General features: G+C 38.7%; 20 protein-coding genes and 1 pseudogene. 11 read left to right on the top strand and 10 right to left on the bottom strand.

What is annotated here, in order from left to right; genetic code table 11:
- Positions 1-142: 142 nt before the first annotated feature.
- Positions 143-2,740, bottom strand: a complete 2,598-nt coding sequence (adhE, locus tag BN1068_RS22800) for a bifunctional acetaldehyde-CoA/alcohol dehydrogenase (RefSeq protein ID WP_139344912.1) — start codon at positions 2,738-2,740, stop codon at positions 143-145.
- A 59-nt stretch (positions 2,741-2,799) separates the two neighbouring features.
- A complete protein-coding gene (locus tag BN1068_RS22795; RefSeq protein ID WP_077605069.1) occupies positions 2,800-3,027 on the bottom strand; it encodes a hypothetical protein in 228 nt (75 codons plus the stop codon).
- Positions 3,028-3,497: 470 nt separating this feature from the next.
- Between BN1068_RS22795 and BN1068_RS22785 the strand changes: the two genes are divergently transcribed.
- The 5 genes from BN1068_RS22785 to BN1068_RS22765 all read left to right on the top strand — a co-directional run bounded on the left by BN1068_RS22785 (position 3,498) and on the right by BN1068_RS22765 (position 10,264).
- A complete protein-coding gene (locus tag BN1068_RS22785) occupies positions 3,498-6,035 on the top strand; it encodes a winged helix-turn-helix domain-containing protein (protein WP_077605067.1) in 2,538 nt (845 codons plus the stop codon).
- 198 nt (positions 6,036-6,233) lie between these two features.
- Positions 6,234-7,406: an IS200/IS605 family element RNA-guided endonuclease TnpB gene (tnpB, locus tag BN1068_RS22780; protein ID WP_077605066.1), complete on the top strand. Its 1,173-nt coding sequence runs from the start codon at positions 6,234-6,236 to the stop codon at positions 7,404-7,406.
- A gap of 543 nt (positions 7,407-7,949) precedes the next feature.
- Entirely contained in the window at positions 7,950-8,348 is a 399-nt protein-coding gene (locus BN1068_RS22775; protein WP_077605065.1) for a hypothetical protein, read from the top strand.
- 71 nt (positions 8,349-8,419) lie between these two features.
- Positions 8,420-9,577: a sensor histidine kinase gene (locus BN1068_RS22770; protein WP_254846862.1), complete on the top strand. Its 1,158-nt coding sequence runs from the start codon at positions 8,420-8,422 to the stop codon at positions 9,575-9,577.
- Positions 9,578-10,264, top strand: a complete 687-nt coding sequence (locus tag BN1068_RS22765; protein ID WP_077605063.1) for a response regulator transcription factor — start codon at positions 9,578-9,580, stop codon at positions 10,262-10,264.
- A gap of 156 nt (positions 10,265-10,420) precedes the next feature.
- Here the strand turns inward: BN1068_RS22765 and BN1068_RS22760 are convergent, their stop codons facing one another.
- Complete coding sequence (locus BN1068_RS22760) at positions 10,421-11,101, bottom strand: PadR family transcriptional regulator (RefSeq protein WP_139344911.1); 681 nt, start codon at positions 11,099-11,101, stop codon at positions 10,421-10,423.
- Positions 11,102-11,284: 183 nt separating this feature from the next.
- Here BN1068_RS22760 and BN1068_RS22755 point away from each other — a divergent pair, with 183 nt between their 5' ends.
- The 3 genes from BN1068_RS22755 (at position 11,285) to BN1068_RS22745 (ending at position 14,167) form a co-directional block, all read left to right on the top strand.
- The gene (locus BN1068_RS22755) at positions 11,285-11,896 is read left to right on the top strand and encodes a pyroglutamyl-peptidase I (RefSeq protein WP_077605062.1); all 612 of its coding nucleotides are present in this window, start codon (positions 11,285-11,287) and stop codon (positions 11,894-11,896) included.
- A gap of 62 nt (positions 11,897-11,958) precedes the next feature.
- Positions 11,959-12,522 (top strand): cysteine hydrolase family protein, encoded by a 564-nt coding sequence (locus tag BN1068_RS22750; protein WP_077605061.1) that lies wholly within the window; start codon positions 11,959-11,961, stop codon positions 12,520-12,522.
- A gap of 487 nt (positions 12,523-13,009) precedes the next feature.
- Positions 13,010-14,167: a pyridoxal-phosphate-dependent aminotransferase family protein gene (locus BN1068_RS22745; protein ID WP_077605060.1), complete on the top strand. Its 1,158-nt coding sequence runs from the start codon at positions 13,010-13,012 to the stop codon at positions 14,165-14,167.
- Positions 14,168-14,338: 171 nt separating this feature from the next.
- Here the strand turns inward: BN1068_RS22745 and BN1068_RS22740 are convergent, their stop codons facing one another.
- The 4 genes from BN1068_RS22740 to BN1068_RS22725 form a co-directional block, all read right to left on the bottom strand.
- Positions 14,339-14,764, bottom strand: coding sequence for a VOC family protein (locus BN1068_RS22740; RefSeq protein ID WP_077605059.1), 426 nt, complete (start codon positions 14,762-14,764; stop codon positions 14,339-14,341).
- Positions 14,765-14,899: 135 nt separating this feature from the next.
- The gene (locus BN1068_RS22735) at positions 14,900-15,805 is read right to left on the bottom strand and encodes an ATP-binding cassette domain-containing protein (RefSeq protein WP_077605058.1); all 906 of its coding nucleotides are present in this window, start codon (positions 15,803-15,805) and stop codon (positions 14,900-14,902) included.
- Positions 15,806-15,827: 22 nt separating this feature from the next.
- Entirely contained in the window at positions 15,828-17,027 is a 1,200-nt protein-coding gene (locus BN1068_RS22730; protein ID WP_077605057.1) for a hypothetical protein, read from the bottom strand.
- Positions 17,024-18,172 carry a hypothetical protein gene (locus BN1068_RS22725; RefSeq protein WP_077605056.1) on the bottom strand — a complete coding sequence of 383 codons (1,149 nt, stop codon included), beginning with the start codon at positions 18,170-18,172 and terminating at the stop codon, positions 17,024-17,026. The genes BN1068_RS22730 and BN1068_RS22725 overlap by 4 nt, the downstream gene beginning before the upstream one ends.
- A 190-nt stretch (positions 18,173-18,362) precedes the next feature.
- On the opposite strand from BN1068_RS22725, the gene BN1068_RS22720 reads away from it, so the two are divergent.
- The 3 genes and pseudogenes from BN1068_RS22720 to BN1068_RS22710 form a co-directional block, all read left to right on the top strand.
- Positions 18,363-18,815: a MarR family winged helix-turn-helix transcriptional regulator gene (locus BN1068_RS22720; protein ID WP_077605055.1), complete on the top strand. Its 453-nt coding sequence runs from the start codon at positions 18,363-18,365 to the stop codon at positions 18,813-18,815.
- Between the two features lie 24 nt (positions 18,816-18,839).
- Positions 18,840-19,355 carry a spermidine/spermine N(1)-acetyltransferase gene (locus BN1068_RS22715; protein ID WP_077605054.1) on the top strand — a complete coding sequence of 172 codons (516 nt, stop codon included), beginning with the start codon at positions 18,840-18,842 and terminating at the stop codon, positions 19,353-19,355.
- 133 nt (positions 19,356-19,488) lie between these two features.
- Positions 19,489-20,541, top strand: a pseudogene (locus BN1068_RS22710) (RNA-guided endonuclease InsQ/TnpB family protein); the annotation flags it as partial.
- A gap of 315 nt (positions 20,542-20,856) precedes the next feature.
- Here the strand turns inward: BN1068_RS22710 and BN1068_RS22705 are convergent.
- The 3 genes from BN1068_RS22705 to BN1068_RS22695 form a co-directional block, all read right to left on the bottom strand.
- On the bottom strand, positions 20,857-21,630 hold the full coding sequence (locus tag BN1068_RS22705; protein ID WP_077605053.1) for a hypothetical protein: 774 nt from the start codon (positions 21,628-21,630) through the stop codon (positions 20,857-20,859).
- The gene (locus BN1068_RS22700) at positions 21,620-21,958 is read right to left on the bottom strand and encodes a PadR family transcriptional regulator (RefSeq protein WP_077605052.1); all 339 of its coding nucleotides are present in this window, start codon (positions 21,956-21,958) and stop codon (positions 21,620-21,622) included. Before BN1068_RS22700 ends, BN1068_RS22705 begins: the two co-directional genes overlap by 11 nt.
- Before the next feature lie 261 nt (positions 21,959-22,219).
- On the bottom strand, positions 22,220-22,687 hold the full coding sequence (locus tag BN1068_RS22695; protein ID WP_077605051.1) for an S-ribosylhomocysteine lyase: 468 nt from the start codon (positions 22,685-22,687) through the stop codon (positions 22,220-22,222).
- Positions 22,688-22,709 lie beyond the last annotated feature (22 nt).

The raw sequence follows: 22,709 nt of genomic DNA, 5'->3' as shown, positions 1-22,709 counted from the left end.
ATAACATGATTTAAAAATTTTGTTATGAAAATTCTAAATTTTTCTCAAGTATTAAATGTATGTTTCTTAAAAACGCTATACAAAAAGCTCCCCGTTTACAATCGAAACGGAGAGCTTTTTGTATAATGTTTCTACGTGCAAATTATCCCTTATAGGCCTGGCGATAAACCTCGGCCAATTCTGTTACAAGCGGTAATTTAGGATTCGCTGTCGTACATTGATCCTCAAAAGCACGATCGGCAAGAGCATCTACCTGTGCCTCAAACTCTTTAGCATCTACACCATTTTCTGCAATACTCATCGGGATATGCAATTCTTCAGCTAGCTGGTAGATTGCCTGCACTAAGCTTTCTACTCCCTGGTCAGTTGTGGCTGCTGGTAAACCTAGTACTCTTGCAATCTCTGCATAGCGTTTGTCGGCGACAAAATGCTCATATTTAGGAAATAAGACGAATTTTGTCGGTTTCTTGGCATTATATCGAATAACATGCGGTAAAAGAATAGCATTGGCACGACCATGCGCAATATGGAATGCTGCTCCCAATTTATGTGCCAGGCTATGGTTGATACCTAAGAATGCATTGGCAAATGCCATGCCGGCAATGGTAGAAGCATTATGCATTTTTTCTCTTGCCAAGGCATTACTGCCATCACGATACGCTTGAGGCAGATATTCAAATACAAGCTGAATTGCTTTAATAGCAAGCCCGTCAGTATAATCGTTTGCCATGTTGGAAACATAAGACTCGATTGCATGGGTCAATACATCCATCCCGGTATCTGCTGTAACGGTTTTTGGCACTGTCATAACAAACTGCGGGTCAATAATCGCTACATCCGGTGTTAACTCATAATCAGCCAAAGGATACTTTGTATTGGTTTCTTTATCAGTAATAACAGAGAATGAAGTTACTTCAGATCCTGTTCCGGAAGTAGTCGGAATCGCAACAAATTGTGCCTGCTGACCCAGCTTTGGATATTTATAGACGCGTTTACGAATATCCATAAATTTTTGCTTTAGGCCATTAAATGCTGTATCCGGATGTTCATGAAACAGCCACATGCCTTTAGCAGCATCCATCGCTGAGCCGCCGCCGAGTGCAATAATAACATCCGGCTGGAAGGCATCTATTGCTGCTGCCCCGCGCATCACGGTGTCCTTTGAAGGGTCTGCCTCTACATCAGAGAAGATTTCACAATGTACATAATCCGGGCGTCTGCGTAAATAATAGAGTACCTTGTCTACATAACCTAATTCAACCATCATCGGATCGGTTACAATAAAGGCTTTTGATACATTCGGCATTTTCGCCAGGTATTGAACAGCATTTTTTTCAAAATATATTTTAGGCGGTACCTTGAACCACTGCATATTCACATTCCTTCTCGCCATTTTTTTAACGTTTATTAAATTCATTGCTCCTACATTTGTGGAGACGGAGTTGCCGCCATATGATCCGCATCCAAGCGTCAATGATGGCAGGTAAGCATTATAGATATCTCCAATTGCTCCATGTGAGGATGGCGCGTTCAAGATTATTCGTCCTGCTTTCATTCTTTTACCGAATATATCCTGTATGGCTTGATTATCTGAATGAAGCACGGCAGAATGTCCCAAACCGCCAAATTCCAGCATTTCCTCAGCACGCTTGAGACCTTCCTCGGTACTGTTTACTTTGTAAGCAGCAAGGACAGGGCTTAGCTTCTCTCGGGAAAGAGGGTGGTCAGCTCCCACACCAGTCAGTTCGGCGACAAGTATTTTTGTATCCTGAGGAACCTGAACACCAGCCATCTCGGCAATTTTTGCAGCTCCCATACCAACAATGGCAGGATTCACGGCACAGGTATTCTCATTGATGACCAGCTTTTCTACTTTTGCCTTTTCCTCCGGCTTTAAGAAATACACACTATTATCTATCATTTCCTGTTTCACTTGATCATAGATTTCTTTATCAACGATAATGGCCTGCTCAGAGGCACAAATCATGCCATTATCAAATGATTTAGATAGAATCACATCATTTACCGCCCGCTTCACGTTCACTGATTTTTCGATATAGCAGGGAACGTTCCCGGCTCCTACTCCTAACGCCGGTTTTCCGGAGCTGTATGCTGACTTCACCATACCTGAGCCGCCTGTTGCCAGAATCGTTGCTACACCATTATGCTTCATAAGTGTCTGTGTTGCTTCAATAGACGGTTTCTCAATCCACTGAATGCAATTTCTTGGTGCGCCGGCTTTTACAGCAGCTTCATGCACAATTCTTGCAGCCTCAGAACTGCATTTTTGTGCAGACGGGTGAAAGGCAAAGATAATCGGGTTGCCTGTTTTGATAGATATAATGGATTTAAATAACGTGGTAGAGGTCGGGTTCGTTACAGGTGTTACACCGGCAATTACACCGATCGGCTCCGCTATTTCCACCACGCCCTCCTGTTCGTTCTCGCTGATGATGCCAATTGTTCTATCATACTTGATATTATGATATACATATTCTGTGGCAAAGATATTTTTGATGATTTTATCCTCATATACACCCCTTCCTGTCTCTTCAATGGCTAATTTAGCAAGCTGCATATGCTGATCTAAACCAGCAAGTGCCATTTCTTTGACAATCTGGTCGATCTGCTCCTGATTTAATTGCCGCATCTCTGTTAATGCTGTCTGTGCATTTTTAACCAGCTTATCAATACTTTCCTCAACCGTTATTTCCTGTTTCATCTTCTCTTTTGTAATCATAATTAAACACTCCTTATTATATTGTGAAATATTGAGCAAGATGTATCAAAAAAATATACTTACACTATTGACGGATGGCGGGGGACTTTGACAAAAGAAACATCTTTAATAACACATGTGTTGGGTTTAATAACCACGGTATAATGCTTCGTCCAAATATAGTTGGGTATGTCATGACCTTCTTCCAGACACATAGCCTCAAACTTATCGCCAATTTGTTGTTCAAAAAAATCCTGTGAGTACGATTCAGCATCTGTATTAAAATCTTTCCATTCATTTAGAATCATGTTTTATCACCCCTTTAATTATCTTGGCTATAGCATAGCATTTTCTGACTGATAAAACTGTTACAAGTTTGTGAAATGTTTCACAAACTTGTTATAAGCTTGCTATCATGCGCGATTGGAGGGGTTATTCCAGATATGATATGAAGGATTATTAATAATGATTATAAGAATATTTATTAATGTTACATTTATCGACATTATTTCCCCGGAAATATTCTTTTACGAGTTATTTCTCGGACACAAACAAAATAGAAAAGTCCCGATTATAGATTTTATCATGAAAAATTCCGCTATTTTTGTAGAATATATAATATTTATTGCCAGAAATATTAAATGGTAGACATTGAAACAAAAAATCAATCTTAAATCCTACTAAATTAATATAAGTAACCCTTTAAAAGAAAAACATGTATAATAGGATGCAAGTCGTATTGCCTACATAAAATAGAATGATGAGGAGATGAATAATTATGCAGGCTGTCTGGTTATATTCTAAAACAACTGCTCCTAAGGTTCCTGAAGCGGCTATTTACAGAGACCGCTTATATGCATTACTGCAGAAAAAACCTCATCCAAGGGTTACTATTGTGCAAGCTGCAGCTGGTTATGGGAAAACAACAATATTAAGCCAATGGATTCAGCAATTAGATGAACCTGCAGCCTGGTTATCCATTGATGTTATGGATAATGACCCGAGTCGTTTCTGGCAATATATTTTTAAGGCTGTCGCTCAAGCAACAAGGCAGCCGATAGATGAAAGGCTGGAGCATCTATTTGATTTGCAATATATGCCTCCTTTTGAACTGATTATCGATTCACTGTTGAATGAATTGATGATAATAGAATCTCCTGTGCATATTGTATTAGATGACTATCATCATATTGAGCTGGATATCATTCATGAGATGATTTCACGCCTTATTAATTATTTGCCGGATCATATTCATCTATATATAGCCAGCAGAACAAAATTACCGCTTCCCATAGCTTCATGGCGAGTGAAAAATTGGGTGTCAGAAATTGGTACTGACGAGTTATCCTTCACCTACCAGGAAGTAGAAGTATTCTATCAGAAGAAGCGTATAATCATGAATAAAACAGAATTTTGTCAGAAGATTTTGAGTAAAACAGGAGGCTGGGCTGCAGGCGTTCAATTAGGCGGGATATCAGAGGAGAGAAATGCGGGCTCTTTAAATAACTCAGTCTCTTTTGTTACAGAATATATCATACAGGAGATATTTTCTACCTTGCCTGAAAGTACACAGCAGTTTCTGCTGCAAACATCGATGCTAAAAGTATTAGATCCGGATTTATGCAATGAGCTGACAGGATGTAGTAACAGCTATGAGCAATTGTCTGTATTAGTTGATCTTGGTATCTTTACTACTCGCTTGTCACCAAAGAAGCAGACCTTCCGTTATCATCAGCTGTTAGCGGAAGTTTTGGATCAGCAACGGAATAATACATATACGGGCGAGGAGGTGGAGGCTCTTATCAAAAAAGCTGGCAGTCTGTTATATGCCAGAGGAGAATACAATACGGCTATTGATTTAGTGCTTGAACAGCAGCTGTATACATTGGCAGATCAATGGATTAATGACCAATTACTTGATATTTTTTATAGTGGTCAAATCAGGCTGCTTATTCACTGGGTAGATAATCTGCGCGCAGCAGCATATCCTGTCCATGTAGAAACACTGTTGATATATGCTATTTCGCTGATGACCATTCAAGATATGGAAAAGGTAGCTGTGGCGATAAAAGAACTGGATAACCGTCATGAACAGGATGGATGGAAAGACAAGGACGAGCATGCTGAGCTCGTAAGCATTCTTCTTTCGCTAAGGGCATATGTTCACCTTGCTTTAGGGAATTTAGATACATTTATCGAATTAATTACAAAACAGGTGACCCAGGGTCTGATTAATGGTAAATGGTACGGTGCCCCGGTACAGTACAATCCATATCATGCGAAACTTACACGTACTCCGCTCGGAACAAAGGGACAGTATTCCAGTATCAAGGATATACGGGCATTTTTAGCAATTTTTCGGCAGACTGAATTTAAGGAGCATCGTGTCATGGGATACAGCCATGGTTTGTTTGCGGAAATACTTTATGAAGCGGGCCGGCTGGAGGAGGCACTGCTGGAAATTAAAGAAGGTCTTAATTATGCCTATCAATTTAATGATCGCGGGTTATATGTGCCGTTATCCATTTTGAAAGGGAAAGTATTTATGGCACAAGGGCAAACATCAGCAGCGCATACTGTATGGGATCATACAATAAGCCAAGTATCTGAATGGTATTGGCATCGATCCAGTCAATCGATGAAGGCATTAGCTTATTTAAAAGAAAATAAAATCGAAGCAGCAGAGACGGAGTTATTTAAGACTCAACGACCGGATCCTTTGCAGATAGAGCTGGGTCAGGAGCTGTGGCTATTAGTTTATTGCCGGCTGTTAATGGCAAAGAAAGCGTGGCAGGAGGCATTGAGAATTGCCATGCAGGTGCATGAATATGCTATGAAAATAGATCAGACCGATTTAATGATTGAAGCTTCTATTTTAACAGCCAGCTGCTATAAAAAATTGAAGCAGGAGAGCCTTGCATATGTCAATTTGCATACAGCTCTTATATCAGGTTCTCAGTACGGCTACAAACGAATTTTTACGGATGAACCTGGATTTGGCCATTTATTGAAGGATTATCAGATATATAAAAGAACCAACGATTCTTTCCGAGATGAAGTTCCATCTGATTTTCTGGAGGAACTGGCTGCTCTGGGCAAGCCTGTAGGACTGCCTGATGAAGGGTTAAATACGCTGACCTCACGGGAGAGAGATGTCCTTCATCTATTGGTAAGCGGGGCTTCCAACCGGGAGATGGCAAATCAGCTGTTTCTGTCAGAAGGTACGATACGGGTCTATCTAACGAGAATCTATAGCAAACTCCAGGTGAAATCACGGGCTCAGGCAATATTACGTGCGAGAGAGTGGGATATTTAGCCTGGGTGAATGTGAGAGCTTATTTTATAAAAAAAAGGAGAGAAAACTCCCTCTTCAAGCGCGAAGAGGTAAGGGGGAGATGAATCTCCTATGCACATAAGATTGCTTTTGGGTGTCTCGACTGTCCAACACTAAATCGAACAAATGTTCCAATGTCATCCTTCTTCTGATATAATAGACAGGAGGAGGTAAGAAGGCATGAAAGTAAAAAAAGCATTTCGTTTTCGTATCTATCCGAACAAAAAACAAATCACCTGCATCCATAAGACAATCGGCTGCTCCCGATTTGTCTACAACTATTTTACAGGAAAACAAAAAGAAAAAGACCACTATTGGCATACGGTGAATGAAATGGTACAAAACGGACAGCTTCTTCAAAATAATTGGAAGGGCGAATTTTTCAATAAAAATAAGGCAATTAAAGCAGTTCGGGAATTAAAGAAAAACTATCCTTTCCTAAAAGAAGTTGATAGTATTGCTCTTCAAAAAGCGGTGGAAAACGTGAATGATTCCTATACGCGCTATTATAAGAAACAGAATAAGGCACCTTGTTTTAAATCAAAAAAGAATCCTGTTCAATCGTATACCACGAAACAGGTCAATGGAAACATTGCTGTATTGGATAAACATATCAAACTGCCTAAGCTCGGATTGGTTCGTTTTGCCAAAAGTCGGGAAGTGGAAGGACGTATTATTAATGCAACAATCCGATGCAATCCTTCAGGCAAATACTTTGTTTCGATTGCGGCGGAAACGGAAGTTAAGCACTATGAAAAAACAGGTTTCTCTGTAGGCATCGATGTCGGATTAACCGATTTTGCAACCCTTTCCGATGGGACGGTGTATGAAAATCCAAGATTTTTCCGAACATTAGAAGAGAAATTGGCAAAAGCGCAAGTGATTCTGTCCAGAAGACAGGCAGGCTCAGCAAATTGGCAGAAACAAAAACGAAAAGTAGCCCGGCTTCACGAAAAAATTGCTAATAAAAGAAAAGACATGTTAGATAAAATCTCCACCGAGATAGTCAAAAACCACGATATCATCGGGATAGAAGATTTGTCTGTGAAAAACATGTTAAAAAATCGCAATCTTGCAAAATCAATTAGCGACGTGTCCTGGTCAGCGTTCCAAACGATGCTGGAATATAAAGCGGCCTGGTATGGAAAGCAGGTTGTTACGGTTGCTAAAAACTATCCATCCAGTCAGCTGTGTTCCAATTGTGGACACCAAAACCCGGACGTTAAAAATCCTGCTTTGCGTGCATGGACGTGTGATAGCTGTCAATGCCATCACCAAAGAGATAGGAACGCAAGTATCAATCTTTGTAAGGAAGCATTGCGAATAACCGCAGGGACTGCGGGGCTAGCCTAATCCATAACTGATCAATAGGTTAGTGTTCTTAGGAATCTCCCACTTCAAGCAACTTATAAGGTTGATAAGTGGGGGTAGTTCAAAAAACGGGTGGATGTAATGCTTAAGAATAGAAATTTTTCTTTTTGTGTTAATCGGTGTTAGTGAGTGGCGGAGACGAGGATGTATTCAATAAGGAAATGTGCATAGAGTTTTTCCGGCTGAGTAGATAAAGAAAGCTTATTGCAGAAAATACGGATGTATAAGCTATTAGGGTTAAATTATGAACTTTTATACATGAATATCAAATAAAAAATAAGCCCTGATAAGAGAGCGGTGCTGAATATATTGCTCTCTTATCAGGGCTGTTAAACTTGTTTCATTATAAATATTTTGATGCTTGATCAGGTATAAGTGTCATTTTCATTCCTTTGTACTTACAAAAAAATTCACTTTAAGAAAAATTTAAGAAATGCTTTAGAAATAGATAAGAAATACCATGTAATTTTTTATCTGTAGAAAAGATGAAAAACAGTAGTGAATTTTAGAAAGGAAATGATGAAAATGACAAATAATCAAGCGGATAAACAAAATATTACACTGATTTTAGGATTAGGTGCTTTAGCTCTGATTAGACCACTAATGAAAATAACCGGATTCATTCATATCTTTGGCAGTGAAGCGGCGGGGAGCATAGTCATGACAATATTGATTTCTATCGCCTGGATTCTTATTGTTATATCGAAAGAGGTGCATAATCCAATCAAAATACTAGTTTTGGCAGGTGTCAGCTATGCCGCTTTTGCCATTATACTAAGTGGTATCCTATCACCGATTCTTGATGGCAGTTTACAGGGACCGCTAACCAATCCAATTGCGCTGGTCAGTGTTCTTATGACGAATATTATTTGGGGATTAGTATTAGGTATGATAGCTTCTGCGATACCATATAAAAAGAACTGAAGCTGATAAAGGGGCGCTTTTCTAAAATAGCAGAAAAGCGTCTTTTATAGATTCAGGATATTTCGTCAAGGATGATAAGAAAAGGAGATTGTGCATGGCTGTCTGGATTCTATTATAATGATAAGCGAAGGAAGGTGCTTCCATTGTCCATCAGAAAACGGTTAATTTTATCCAATATAGCAATGATTCTTATCCCGGTTGTCTTACTATTGGCAGCAGAGATCCTTTTAGGATACTTCCTCTTTGTCATTTTTAACGGCAATCCAGAAGGTAACGATTTAAAGGTCTTCGTCCAATTCCGATTTATCGCGATTGCGCTTATTTTAGTTCTGACCAACGGTTTACTGACCTATTTTATGTCCAAAAGTATTATCAATCCGATTTCTAAATTATCTATGGCAGCAAAAAAAATCAGTGAAGGCGATTTGGAATACAGTGTCCAGTCGGACAAAAAGGATGAATTAGGCGACCTTGCTAATACGTTTGAGCAGATGCGTCTTAAATTGAAAGCAGCAGATAGAGAGCAGAAACAATATGAACAGAATCGCCAGGAGCTGATTGCCAGTATCTCTCATGATTTAAAAACCCCGCTGACCTCCATGAAAGGCTATGTGAAAGGAATTCAGGATGGTGTGGCGAACACCCCTGAAAAGCTGGACAGGTATATGGATACGATTAACCGAACAGCAAATGATATGGACGGACTTATTGATGAATTATTTTTATATTCAAAGCTCGATTTAAAAAGAGAAGCCTTCCACTTTGAACGAGTAGATGTATATGCTTTCTTTACCGATTTTATTGATGAATTAGCATTTAATCTGGAAAAGGAACAGGGAACAGCAATTTTATCAGCCGATAAAAAAAACAGCTATATGGTGGAAGCAGACCGCGAAAAATTAAGAAGAGTAGTGATGAACATTATTCAAAACAGCTTAAAATACATGGACAAAGAACAGAAGGAGATCCATGTGAACTTAACAGCTGAGTCTGGCAGAATAGTTGTGGAGATGAAGGATAACGGAAGCGGGATAAGTAAAAATGATATTCCGCATATTTTCGAAAGCTTTTACCGGACAGATACTTCCAGAAACTCTGCTACAGGAGGCATCGGTCTGGGATTGTCGATTGTCAAAAAGATAATTCAAGGGCACGATGGGACAGTTTGGGCCAAAAGTGAACCAGGTAAAGGGACTAGTATCTACTTTACACTAAAGAAGGTGATGTAAATGCAACGTGTGTTGATTATTGAAGATGAGAAGGATATTGCTGAATTGGAAAGAGACTATTTGGAGATAAACGGAATTCAAAGTGATATCGCTGCAACAGGAGAAGAAGGACTGAAGCTGGCAGCGGCAAAATCCTACAGCCTTATTATATTAGATTTGATGCTGCCGGGGATAGACGGGTTTGATTTATGTGAAAAGCTGCGCGAGACATTGGATGTACCTATATTGATGGTAACAGCCAGAAAGGAGGATATCGACAAGATTCGCAGATTTGGCAGGGGAGCAGATGATTACATTGTAAAGCCATTTAATCCGAATGAGCTGGTTGCAAGAGTAACAGCTCATATTTCAAGGTATGACCGCTTAACAAAGCGGGGTAAGAAAGAGAACGAAATTCATATAAAAAACCTGACGATTGATCATGGTTCACGGCGGGTTTTTCTGGATAACGAGGAGAAAATATTTACCGCAAAAGAATATGATTTATTGTATTTTTTAGCATCTAACCCGAATATTGTCTTTACGAAGGAACATTTATTTGAACAAATTTGGGGATATGACGCTATCGGAGATAATACCACCGTTACGGTTCATATCCGGAAAATTCGTGAAAAAATCGAGGAGAACCCCTCTTTACCTCAGTTTATTGAAACGATTTGGGGCGTGGGGTACCGGTTTCAGGAATAACGCGTGTATTTTGTTTTTCGAGTAACTTGAAATAGTTCTGCTGATGAGCTTGCTGCGACTTCTATTTAAAGAAAAACAGCATTAATAAAATTTATACATTATAAAACCAAAGACGGATCGCCTGCTTTAACGGTCCGTCTTTGGTGATGAAAATGCTTATTCACCATTTGATTTATTCTCATCACCCTCAGCAATATTTAAAAGCTCTTCCCTTGTTTTTTCAAGCAGCTCCTGCAGCTGCTTTTTCTTCTCTGGATTATCCATAACTTGGCGGCCTGTTTTAAAAAAATCATGGAATAACCCCTGCATTTCAGATCGTAAGTTTTGCATTTCCTCGATATTTACATTTTCAAATTGATTCATTCGTGAAACAAAGGGATCTTCCTTTTGGTGCTGGTCTAAATAGGCAGCGCCTTCTTCGGTAATATGATATACCTTTTTTCTGCCTTCTTTAACGGCCTCCACAAGATCCTGATCCTCCAGCATTTGCAGGGTAGGATAAACGGAGCCTGGGCTGGGTGAGTAAAATCCCTTAAACTTTTCTTCTAAAACCTTGATAATGTCATAGCCGTGCCTTGGCTGCTTTTGCAATATTTTTAGTAGAACCATCTTAATATCTCCGCGTTTGAAAAAACGTTCGCCGCCACGGCCTCCGCCTCTGCCATCATGCCCTGCGAAGAAATGTGGGCCGCCTCTTCTTTCAAAATGTTCATTACCCATTCCGAATTTATTCCGGCTTAAGAATTCTTTGTGAAATGTGTTATCTCCTGTGAAAGCATGGTGGTGATTAAAATGAGCCTGTTTTTGGAAAAAAGGATGTTCATCCTGTTTAAACATAATAGATTCCTCCTAATTATTATTTTTTACTCCGAAGTTAACGATATATCGTTATTGAAAATAATAAACGATATATCGTTAACTGTCAAGATAAAGTATTCAGGTTATGTATTTGACGACTACACGTGGATAAACAAAGTGCACACTATGCTATACTAAAATAAAAAAGGGCAGGTGCAGCATATGACTAAGAAGCTATTATTAACAGGATTTGAACCTTTTCTTGATTTCTCTATTAATCCAACAATGAAAATCACAGAAGAGTTAAATGGTGCAACAATTGGAGATTATACAGTTACTTCCCATGTACTATCTGTAGATTTCCATAAGGCAGGAAAACAGCTTCTGCAGTTAATTGACGAGACAAAACCGGATACGATTATTTCGCTTGGGCTTGCCGGCGGCAGATTCAAAATTAATCCGGAACGCATTGCTGTTAATGTAAACGATGGACCAAAGGATAACCAGGGACATAAGCCGGATAATGAAGTCATCTGGGAAGTCGGGGCAGATGGAATGTTCTCTACATTACCAATCAGCAGGATGGTCCAAAATCTGAAAGCACAAGGACTTCCGGCGGAAATTTCCAACACTGCGGGGACTTACCTGTGTAATCATGTGATGTATCAAGCATTGTATTATACGAAAAAGAATAATCTCGATCTTCCTGCTGGTTTTATCCATATCCCGGCATCTCATGAGCTTGCGATTGAGCATGGGAAGATACCAAGCTGGAGTCATGATGATTTGAAGAGAGCCATTACGATTTGTATTGAAACCTTGTCTGAAGCATAGATAAGTAAATTGCGTTCTATCGCTGTAAACAATAAATCTCTATAAGAAATGAGGAATAACCCATGAAAAAAGCATTGATAAATATTGATTATACAGTTGATTTTGTGGCAGAGGACGGCGCCTTAACATGTGGTAAGCCCGGACAGGATCTGGAAAATACCATGGTTTCGTTAACGGAGCAATTTATCAGGGATGGTGATTACACGGTTTTCGCCGTTGACGTTCACGATAAAAACAATCCCTATCATCCTGAATCAAAGCTGTTTCCGCCTCATAATATCCGGGGAACCAGCGGAAGAGATTTATATGGCAGGCTGCAGGAAACATATGAAATAAACAAGAATAAAGAAAACGTATATTACATGGATAAAACGAGATATTCAGCGTTTGCCGGAACAGATTTAGAAATAAAATTGCGGGAAAGAAATATTGAAGAAGTGCATCTGGTTGGCGTATGTACCGATATTTGTGTGCTTCATACCGCTGTGGATGCCTATAATAAGGGATTTCGCATTGTTGTGTACAAAGATGCAGTCGCTTCGTTTAATCAGGCTGGGCATGATTGGGCCCTCGGGCATTTTGAAGGCTCGCTGGGAGCTGATGTGAAGGAGTTTGAGGATAAATAACGAAAGTCATCATTCTCTTGGTTTTCCACTTTAGGATATTAAAGTAATGAAAGGCAAGGGAATGTTCTTTTAATTCTCCAGTAGAGATGAAAACAAAAGTAACAATGATCCACTTTAATAATCGCTTTTGTTCAAGGCGTGTATATATTGTATAATTAAAGCAGATATTTTCCGAAGCCTTTACCGCAGCGCAACTGGCTGCAGCTTTACTCTATAATGAATTTATTGCGCGAAAGAAGACGCATACTCATGCTCCAAACAAAATAACAATAAAAAAGAAGAATCTCTAATACTAGTATTTGAGATTCTTCTTTTCTATTTCACATCCATAAGAATTTAAATTTTAACACTGGATTCATAAATAAGCTGAAATCACAAACTATACTTTACAATGAAACAATGATAATATTTTTATTACAGATTCATATAATTGGGAATTTACTTAAATATGCAAAACATTAATGACATGGTGGAGAGGGGAAAAGTTATGTATCAAAATATTCTTAGACATCCTGGACCGACTCCAATTCCTAAAAAAGTGGAATTGGCGATGGCGCAAGATATGATCAGCCATCGTTCAGAGGAATTTATGAAATTGTACCGGGAAACAACAGAGCGTATTAAACCCATATTTGGAACAAAGCAGAATATTATGCTTCTTCCTTCGGGCGGGACGGCGGCATTAGAAGCAGCTGTAGCTAATACTGCTTCCGCTGGTGATGAAGTAGTCGTTGTTACAATAGGTGCTTTTGGGAACTATTTTGTTTCGATCTGTGAGAAACATGGTCTGCATGTTCATAAACTCGAGAAAAACTGGGGCGAAGCTTGTACAAAAGAAGAGCTTGCGGACTTTTTAAAGCCCTTATCCGGTATCAAATCTGTTTTTGCAACCTATAATGAAACTTCTACAGGTGTCTTAAATCCGGTGGGTCAATTGGCAGAGGCAGTACATGAGAACTCAGATGCTTTATTTATTGTGGATGGAGTAAGCTGTATCGGAGGCGCTCCAGCAGAGATGGACCAGTGGGGCATCGATATTTTAGTAACAGGCTCCCAAAAAGCAATTATGCTTCCGCCGGGTCTTGCCTTTGTAGCTGTCAGTGAAAGGGCCTGGAAGGTTATAGAGAAGAATGATACAACTGTCTATTATCTAAACCTGTTAAGCTACCGTGAGTGGGACGAAAAATCAATGACGCCGAATACACCGGCCATTTCCTTAATTATGGGATTATCTGCTGTATGTGATTTAATTGAAGAAGAGGGCGGATTTTCAAAAACGGTAGAGCGTCATGAAGTCATGAAAAATATGGTCCGCGAAGCAATGAGAGCTCTTTCCATTGCCTTGTTAACAAGTGATGAGCATGCCTCACCAACATTAACAACAATCTGCGCCCCCAAGGGATTAGATCTTTCCGACTTTTTAACACACTTAAAGAAAAAATATCATCTTGATTTTGCCGGTGGTCTTGGACAGCTTCAAGGCAAAGTTTTTAGATTTGGGCATATGGGATATTGTTTCCCAAGCGACATACTTCAAGCAGTTTCTCTGATTGAAGCAGGCTTGCAGGACTTTTCCTATCAATTTGAGAGCGGTGCAGGGGTAAAAGCAGCGCAAGATGTTTTCTTATCCTCATTAAAAAAATAATGTATTGATTGCAATGGGTAGCGTTGATTATGGCATCCCATAAGTTAAGTAAACTTGTGGGATGCTGTATTTTTTATATTAAATCTTAAAAATACAACTATATAAAATTCACTAACTCTTTTAAATCCTTAATCAGATAATCTCCAGATAAGCTGTTATCCGAATCGTCAGTTAAAATAATAGATTTAACTCCTGCATTTTCCTGACATTATCTGAATGGAAAGACGATCCTGCCACCTCATTCACCACACTCAAAGGATTTCCATCTAAATCAAAAAAGTCAAAGAATTTCATTTCGCCAAAAGCATCAATTGAGGTAGCTGCTACACCATTATCTTTAAAGTGCCGATGTGCTGTTTCGATATCATCAACAACAAAATTGTAATAAGAATTCTTTTGATTTCTCTTCATATTAAATTCAGTTGGCTGAACGGTTTCTACTTTTACCAAGGCTAATTGAGACGAACCAATAGGTAAATAAAACCCGGCTCCATCCTCCCAGCTGTCAATTTTCTTTGCTCCAAGATATTTCTCATACCAGGCTGCAGATTTTTCAATATTAGTTACCGGGATGAAAATACTTCCAATTTTAAACATATCATATTCCTCCTTCTGATGAAATTCTTATGTATAACGGATATTTATATAAGCTGATAACAGGATTCTATATAAATACAAACCTAATGCCGCATCATGAACTAGGTGATAAGGCATTAGGCTATCCGCTCATATCTAACTGCTATAATACAAGCTGTAACGGTCCAAAAGATCTAGCGGACCAATTTCCATTTTAATCTGCACATTATTTTTCAAATGCTCTTGAAGCTGTAAATTCTGCTCCTCTGAAAATTGATGAACATCCATAATCACGCGCTCGTTCGCAAGCTCTTTATAATCCAAATCCGGTATGAAAGCCTTTATCTCTTCTATGACCTTCTCGTTTTCCCTTGAACTGAACTTCAGAAATACAGTATCATCTGGAGCCTTTTCCCGGTAATCTCTTGTATAGATAAATTCTCCCTCCTTTAGAAAAAGAATGCGATCTGCATATTTTTCAAGGTTTTCTAAAAGGTGAGAGGCAATAATAATAATTTTTCCTTCTTTCTTTTTTTCCTCCAGCAGCTTGGAAATAAGCTCTACATTATCAGGATCAAGCCCATTCATTACCTCATCCATTAGCATATAATTTGTGTTAGCCACAATCTGCATGGCAAAACACAGCCTCTGCCGCATACCTAAGGAATATTGATAGGTTTTATCTTTAATGTAATGAGGCATGTTTAACCTCTGTATGACCTGGTCTGGATCAATGGAGGAGCGATGCCACATCTGTCGGTAAATATTTAAATGATCAACGCCATTCAGGTGGCTGTATAAATCACTTTGATCAGGCATCATGGTAATCAGTGACCGGATATATGCTTCTTTTTTCTTATTAATATATCGGTAGCTTTCTTTGAAGGTCACCTCTCCCTTTCCCGGTGTAACGTAATTCATTAACACATTAAGAAGTGTCGATTTCCCGGTTCCATTAGGTGCAACCAGCCCTATGATTTCACCGGGCTGAAAGGAAGCGGTTATCCCATTCAATACCTTTTTATCTCCAAATTGTACGACAATATTATTTAATTGAATCATTGTATACCTCCCAGCTTTCTCATTAAATTTCCAACCTTTTAATTCTGCTTACCAACCAGATAAGTAAAATAATAAGCAGAGCTGCAGCAAGAAACACGAGCTGTCCTTTTATCATGGTTACGGAATCAATAGCCAGGATATACTGTCTATACCCGCTGACGATATTCCCTATTTGTACATAAGAGGTCGGCAGATAGCTCAGCCAGTTATCAATAATTGCCCCTCTTTGATAATAAGTTGCTTCAATAAATAAGATGATACCGATGGTCAGATTAATAAACTCATTTTTTAAGACAATACTCATCAATAATACAAGGCTGATAATGATCGTGAACCACAGTAAAATCATGACAAAGCTCTGAACTAAAAATAAGCCCATGGACATGCTTTCATATGTTCCTAAGTTTAAGAATTCAAAATGGTATCTCACAACCGGGAGAGACAGCGTCCCAAATCCTTCCCGAAAACCGATAACCAGAAACGCAGGAGCTAAAACGATAAGCGATGTTAAACTGCCTAATAAGGCCACCAATCCTTTCAGCATCAGCCGCTTAAAGGGCGTCAGCGGAAATCCATTTACTATACTCAGATGATGCCTGTCCTTCATCACAATATCATTACTTAAAAACAGACAAACAATTAGCAGAATATAGGGAAGACTGGAAGTTAAAAGTCTCTGAAGTGTTTGCAGTGCTGTACGTTCTTCAAAAACCTGGATGCTTAAATCATAGGATGCGTTTGCATATTTTCCGTATCTCTCAGCGGATGATAGATAGGCGTAATGCCCATCTGAATGTGAAAAATTATTTCCGTACGTATAGTAGCCTGTAGTATAACGTAAGAAGAAGTCCCGGCCGGATGCAAAAATGATGTCGTCTGAATAGGAATACCAATGAGATGTTGCTTCAGCGTATGTGTGTAAGTCTCCTGCAGCTAAGGCGTCTAGACGTGTGCCGTCATATTCATTCCATTCGGGAAAAACTTGGTACGAGAATACGGTCATTGGATGAGACCCCTCCCGAATTTCCACATTATCCAGGAATTCTTGCCGGTCTTCATATCTTGCTTCGATTTCATTTTTATTAACGGATTCAATCGGCTGATAATCTGGTGCCAGATAAAGTGCGTAGTAGAGACTTGCCAGTAATAATAAGATAAATAATATGATATTTTTCCGATTGCTGAAAAATACTTTCAGCTCCCAGCGAATATACCCAATCATGAGATCCCTCCTTTATCATCCTTCAATCGGCTATATTTCGTTTGACTCCGATGAAACTGCCAATAAATGAAGAGAAATATAATGAGAAGGCTGAGGAGTATTGTGAGAAATCCATTGGTTAATGTGATTGCTGTATTACCTGTCATTTCTGAAACACTTCCGTCAGCGACAGTTTGGAAATTAAAATAATTAAAAGGCAAAAAGCTCATCCATTCTCCCAAAACTGGAAGCAGGTATACAATAAAAAAGACAAAAAAGTGTACAAAGATAATCATATACAGATTTTTAAAGCAGTAATTTAACAGAATAGAGATGGCGATTGCCATGAGTGATAGGCATGATAAATAAAGAAAGGAGATACCTATGTACTGCCAGACGGGTATTGCCAGATAATTCCCGTTAAATAAGGCTACAGGATAATTTAAATCAAAATTGTAAAATACAGCAGCTGAAGTGATAGCAATGGTGAAGGTCAAAACTAAACAGATAAAAACAAAAAGAAAATAGCTTAACAGCTTTGCAAATAGTTTAGAAGCAATGGAGAGAGGATAACCATTAACAAGAGATTTATGATTCGTCTCATCCAACAGGATATCAGATGAGAAGATGCCAACTAATAAGTACCAGCCGTAGCCTAATGCAAATAGAAACAGAATAATGTACGTTGGAAAGTTAAAATTATGTACAAGCAGTCTTTCTTCCTGATTGTGAATTTCTGTAAAAAGTGCATGATCCAGCTGATTTTGCCGGTATGTAGGGATAAACTGGGCAACATCCTCAAAGCCGTCCATAGTATAGACCTCATCCCGTACTTTTGTGAGCTCAATGGCTCCTTTTATGTATGTGTCTTGGTCGTCCATCAATAACCCCAGCGTTCTGTTAGCCAGATGACTTGATTGGCTGATCAGATTCCGATATAGCGGTGATGCAACATCAGAATCGGTAGCATCGACGTTTCTGAACTGGTCTAAAGCTGAGTTCAATGCAACAACTTCAGCAGCAGTCCCAGGTTCGAGTTCTCTAAATTGACTGTTTTCCAAGTAAACGAAAGAACCAATGATGAAGAGAATTAAAATAAGAATAATCGACCTGAACTTTAAATTCTTTCGTTCAACCAGAAAAATGGTTTTCATTAATCGGAACATTTCTATCCTCCTATATGAACAATGTATGTCAGAAAAGTTTTAATTTTCCACATCTGTTTTATTGTAACATGGGAATGTAAGCGTTTTATATAGTTGTTTTTACAATAACATTTATTTTGTTTGATTTTTGTTGTGAATACAACAAAAATCAATTAAAATTTATATATAACAAAGAGCCGGGGGTGAAAATGTGGCAGAAATCCTGCGTGAAATTGGAATGATTGCGAGAGCGCTTGACTCTATCAGTAATATCGAATTTAAAGAATATGACCTTACCAAGGGCCAATATTTATATCTGGTCCGTATCTGTGAAAACCCGGGTATTATTCAGGAAAAGCTTGCAGAAATGATCAAAGTAGACCGAACTACAGCGGCACGCGCTATCAAAAAGCTGGAGGAAAACAATTTTATTCAAAAAACAGCGGATGCAGATAACAGAAAGATAAAGAGGCTGCTACCAACGGAAAAAGGAGAACGGATCTATCCGATGATTAAAAAGGAAAATGATTACTCCAATCAGGTAGCTTTAGAAGGGCTGACAGAAAAAGAGGCGGAAAAGCTGGTTCATTTACTCGAAAAGGTCCGGAAAAATATTGAGGTGGACTGGGAGTTTGTGAAGAAAGGAAACAAGCGAAAGTATTAATTGAAACGAAGGGAAGACAGAAACATGACAATAAAGATAGAAGCTTGCAGCCAAAATGATTTGCAGGCTCTTCAAGAAATCAGCGTGGAAACATTCGTGGATACATTTCAAGCGCAGAATACGCCGGAGAATATGCAAGCTTATTTGGAAAATGCATATACATTGGGTAAGCTTCAAAAGGAAATGAAGCATAATAATTCGGAGTTCTTTTTCATCTATTATAATGATCAGCTGGCCGGATATATGAAAGTGAATACGGACGATGCCCAATCGGAGGAAATGGACGCGGATTCGCTTGAAATAGAACGGATTTATATTCGAAGCGGCTTTCAGCGAAAAGGGCTGGGGAAATTTTTGATGAATCGGGCAATCACAATAGCGAAGGATAAAAAGAAGCAGAAGGTATGGCTGGGTGTTTGGGAATATAATAGGCAGGCACTTGCCTTTTACGGAAAGAACGGTTTTGTGCAGACCGGATCACATTCCTTTTACATGGGGGATGATGAGCAGACAGATTATATTATGACGAAAATATTGTAGATATATTCATAAAGGAAGGCGGCTATGTATATACCGAAGCGTTTTAAAATCACGGATTCAAAAGTGATTTTCGAATTCGTCAACTGGCATTTTGATACCCTTGCAGTATAAAACATATAAAAGTTGCTTCATCTCCCTGCCGATCCAATCAAGTCAAGGCATCATGAGAACAGTTTTTCAAAACTGGAAAGCCTTTTATGGCAGTTTGCGTGCGTATAAAAAGAACCCCATAAAGTTCAAAGCACGGCCTAACATACCGTCATATTGTCGGTTAAAAGAAAAAGAAGTCGTCTTTTCCAACCAGGATTGTGTGGTAAAAGGTAACAAATTCTTGAAGTTTCCTAAAACAAAATTATGTCTGAACATTGGGAAATTAGGTTATTCAGAAGGGAAACTCAAGCAGGTTCGGGTGGTCCCAAAGTATAGACATTATGTTGTAGAGTTAGTTTTTCAGATTCCTATAGAAGCAGAGAAGAAAGAATCAAAAAATCGTTTTTTAGCTGTTGATTTAGGTATTGATAATCTTGCAACCATCGTCATGAATACCGGCAAAAGAGCCGTCTTAGTGAAGGGCAAAAATGTCAAATCCGTCAATCAACGCTATAATCAGTTAAAGGCCTATTACACGGGTATCCTTCGACAAGGAAAAAAAGCCAACGAAGGTACTTTTACATCCAACCGTTTGGAGAAAATCAGTCAAAAACGATTTCTTCAAATCAAAGATCTCTTTCATAAAGCCAGTTTTCAAATCGTAAAAATAGCCTTGGAAGAGGATATTGATACAATTATTATCGGGAAAAATAAAGATTGGAAGCAACACGCCGCTATGAGAAAAAGGAATAACCAATCCTTTACAAGCCTCCCGCACACTCTGCTTACACAAATGATCACATACAAAGCAGAGAAGCAGGGAATAACCGTGGTGTTGACAGAAGAATCTTATACGTCGAAGGCAAGCTTTCTCGATAACGATGACATCCCGGTTTATGGTCAGAAGAATGAAAATGCTGTATTTTCAGGGAAGCGTATTAAACGCGGGCTTTACCTTTCGAAAAATAAAGAACGCATCAATGCAGATGTAAATGGTGCTGCAAATATTATGCGAAAAATTTTTAAAGATGCGTTTCGTCACAGCTTTTCCAATATCGAGGCTTTACGAAGCCCGGTATCTTTAAAGGTAAAATAAAAGTAGTCCCAAAGGCAGGACCAATGGGATAGCGGGGTTGGGTGTTTTCAGCACACCAATGTGTCAACCCCACTGGAGGTTAATCGTCATCTTGAAAGTCGACACCCCAGAAACTCCCACTTCAAATTTTAATAGAAATGAAGTGGCGGGAGTATTCATTAGACCACCAAGTCTGGCGAAACGATTCAAAAAATAAAGTGAAGTTGGCGTTATTTCGTACTACGCCAACTTTCTCGAAATATTTTATTAATTCAAAGGAACAGTGCTCGCTATTTAATTTCTGGCTACTCTGCCGATTCGTTATCCAAATCTTCTTTAATTAGATGTCTTTTTATCCTCTTTCTTAGATGAGTATATTAAAAATCCTATTACAATAATATTAACAATAATAAGTACAATGCCGGAAATGATTAAATAGGATTCATTTTGCGGCCCGCTTCCGTTAGTTACAATTTTAGCAATGATTTCAGGTAAAGAGATTAACAATATTAAGGCTGCAAAAAACCATTTTTTCATGATAAGAGCGCCAACTATGAAAACACTCAAAAGTATAGCCCCGATAATAAGATTTACAGAGGGATTACTTTCTGCGAGAATAATCCCTGAATAGTTGCGAATGATAAACTGTCCGCCAACCATTGCAAGAAAGAAAAACATGGAAAAACTTCCTATAATAATATAGGCTTTTTTGCTATCTCCATATCTGCGCGCTACATTTTTAACAATAAGTAAGGTACCTAATATTCCTATTGCTAAAATTCCAAGATTATAGAAAATAACACTTGTATTTAACTCGAAGTCGCCACTAATTAACCTAGGGATCGTAAATACACCGAGCATATAGATAATAAATAAAATTCCATTTTTAATTAACCCTTTTTCCCGTGGGAGCTCCTGTGAGATAGAACGGATATAGTCTTTTACTGAGCCTCCTGTAATGCTTTCGATCCGTTGCCCATTTGCTTCTGCCTCGGTTAAATGATCTCTCAGCTCTTCTTCCATTTCCTGGATGTCTTTTTCGTTTTTTCCGCGGCTGATTAATTCCAGACGTAAATTCAGCAAAAAATTTTCCGCTTCTTTACTTAGCATCCTCCACACTCCTCATCAAATTATTCATCCCTTTATTCAGATAGGACCATTTATTTCGAAATACTTCCAACTCTTCCAAGCCTTTAGCAGTGATGGTGTAGTACTTTCGTTTCGGACCGCCTGTATCGGATTTTTTCAGTTCGGTTTGGACATATCCTTTTTTACTTAAACGCAGAAGCACAGGGTAAATACTTCCGTCACTGATTTCCGGGAAATCCCGTTCTTTTAACTTCTCTAAAATTTCATATCCATATGTTTCGCCTTGTGATATCAGACCTAATATTGCTCCATCTAATAATCCCTTCATCATCTGATCAGATACTGACATGTCGTACCTCCTTGACTATCTTGTAATATACTATAGTTGATTAAAAGGTAATTGTCAACTATCTTATATAAAAAGATAGTTGAGTTTTTTATTTGCTTTGAAGCAGGTAATGATATCTAAAGAAATAATAGAGATACAATTTGAAGAAGTTGAATTTTATTATATAAAGATTGGAGTTGGAGTGAGAGGGGGTGAGATGTTTTGAAGGAAAAGAAAAAACCCGGAGCTTGCCCCGGATTTCTTTTTACAATTTTCTTCACTTTATTCTGCAAATACCTTATGCCATTCATCTTTATGGTCCAGCAGCTCTTTTGCCAATTCTTTGGCGCCTTCTAAACTGTGGCTTGCAGCCCAGCCGCATTGAACTTCATTACATGCGGGAACCTCTTCTGCTTTCAGTACATCTTCTAGTGTTTTTTCTACTGTTTCCAGAAGTGCATCATAGTTGTCATCGTTTAAAATAGTTAAATAGAATCCAGTCTGGCAGCCCATTGGACTAAAATCTACTACTGTATCATGGTGGTTTCTAATTAATTCAGCCATTAGATGCTCCAGTGAATGAAGTGCAGGCATGTCCATATGTCCTTTATTCGGCTGCTTCAAACGCAGGTCATACTTATAAATAACATCTCCATTTGCCCCTTTTGTTGTTCCAGCCAAACGGATATAAGGTGCTTTCACTTTTGTATGATCCAGATTAAAACTTTCTACATTCATTGCTTTTACCATAATTAATACTCTCCTTCTTTTT

This window comes from Oceanobacillus sojae (assembly GCF_900162665.1).
Classification (GTDB): domain Bacteria; phylum Bacillota; class Bacilli; order Bacillales; family Amphibacillaceae; genus Oceanobacillus; species Oceanobacillus sojae_A.
Note: the sequence above shows the minus strand (reverse complement) of the source record. Positions and strands in the feature narration are given on the sequence as shown.

Excerpts from the sequence above, each read along its gene's own strand:
- adhE (WP_139344912.1), bottom strand. The coding sequence starts at position 2,740 with ATGATTACAAAAGAGAAGATGAAACAGGAAATAACGGTTGAGGAAAGT.
- BN1068_RS22795 (WP_077605069.1), bottom strand. The coding sequence starts at position 3,027 with ATGATTCTAAATGAATGGAAAGATTTTAATACAGATGCTGAATCGTAC.
- BN1068_RS22785 (WP_077605067.1), top strand. The coding sequence starts at position 3,498 with ATGCAGGCTGTCTGGTTATATTCTAAAACAACTGCTCCTAAGGTTCCT.
- tnpB (WP_077605066.1), top strand. The coding sequence starts at position 6,234 with ATGAAAGTAAAAAAAGCATTTCGTTTTCGTATCTATCCGAACAAAAAA.
- BN1068_RS22775 (WP_077605065.1), top strand. The coding sequence starts at position 7,950 with ATGACAAATAATCAAGCGGATAAACAAAATATTACACTGATTTTAGGA.
- BN1068_RS22770 (WP_254846862.1), top strand. The coding sequence starts at position 8,420 with ATGATAAGAAAAGGAGATTGTGCATGGCTGTCTGGATTCTATTATAAT.
- BN1068_RS22765 (WP_077605063.1), top strand. The coding sequence starts at position 9,578 with ATGCAACGTGTGTTGATTATTGAAGATGAGAAGGATATTGCTGAATTG.
- BN1068_RS22760 (WP_139344911.1), bottom strand. The coding sequence starts at position 11,101 with ATGTTTAAACAGGATGAACATCCTTTTTTCCAAAAACAGGCTCATTTT.
- BN1068_RS22755 (WP_077605062.1), top strand. The coding sequence starts at position 11,285 with ATGACTAAGAAGCTATTATTAACAGGATTTGAACCTTTTCTTGATTTC.
- BN1068_RS22750 (WP_077605061.1), top strand. The coding sequence starts at position 11,959 with ATGAAAAAAGCATTGATAAATATTGATTATACAGTTGATTTTGTGGCA.
- BN1068_RS22745 (WP_077605060.1), top strand. The coding sequence starts at position 13,010 with ATGTATCAAAATATTCTTAGACATCCTGGACCGACTCCAATTCCTAAA.
- BN1068_RS22740 (WP_077605059.1), bottom strand. The coding sequence starts at position 14,764 with ATGTTTAAAATTGGAAGTATTTTCATCCCGGTAACTAATATTGAAAAA.
- BN1068_RS22735 (WP_077605058.1), bottom strand. The coding sequence starts at position 15,805 with ATGATTCAATTAAATAATATTGTCGTACAATTTGGAGATAAAAAGGTA.
- BN1068_RS22730 (WP_077605057.1), bottom strand. The coding sequence starts at position 17,027 with ATGATTGGGTATATTCGCTGGGAGCTGAAAGTATTTTTCAGCAATCGG.
- BN1068_RS22725 (WP_077605056.1), bottom strand. The coding sequence starts at position 18,172 with ATGTTCCGATTAATGAAAACCATTTTTCTGGTTGAACGAAAGAATTTA.
- BN1068_RS22715 (WP_077605054.1), top strand. The coding sequence starts at position 18,840 with ATGACAATAAAGATAGAAGCTTGCAGCCAAAATGATTTGCAGGCTCTT.
- BN1068_RS22705 (WP_077605053.1), bottom strand. The coding sequence starts at position 21,630 with ATGCTAAGTAAAGAAGCGGAAAATTTTTTGCTGAATTTACGTCTGGAA.
- BN1068_RS22700 (WP_077605052.1), bottom strand. The coding sequence starts at position 21,958 with ATGTCAGTATCTGATCAGATGATGAAGGGATTATTAGATGGAGCAATA.
- BN1068_RS22695 (WP_077605051.1), bottom strand. The coding sequence starts at position 22,687 with ATGGTAAAAGCAATGAATGTAGAAAGTTTTAATCTGGATCATACAAAA.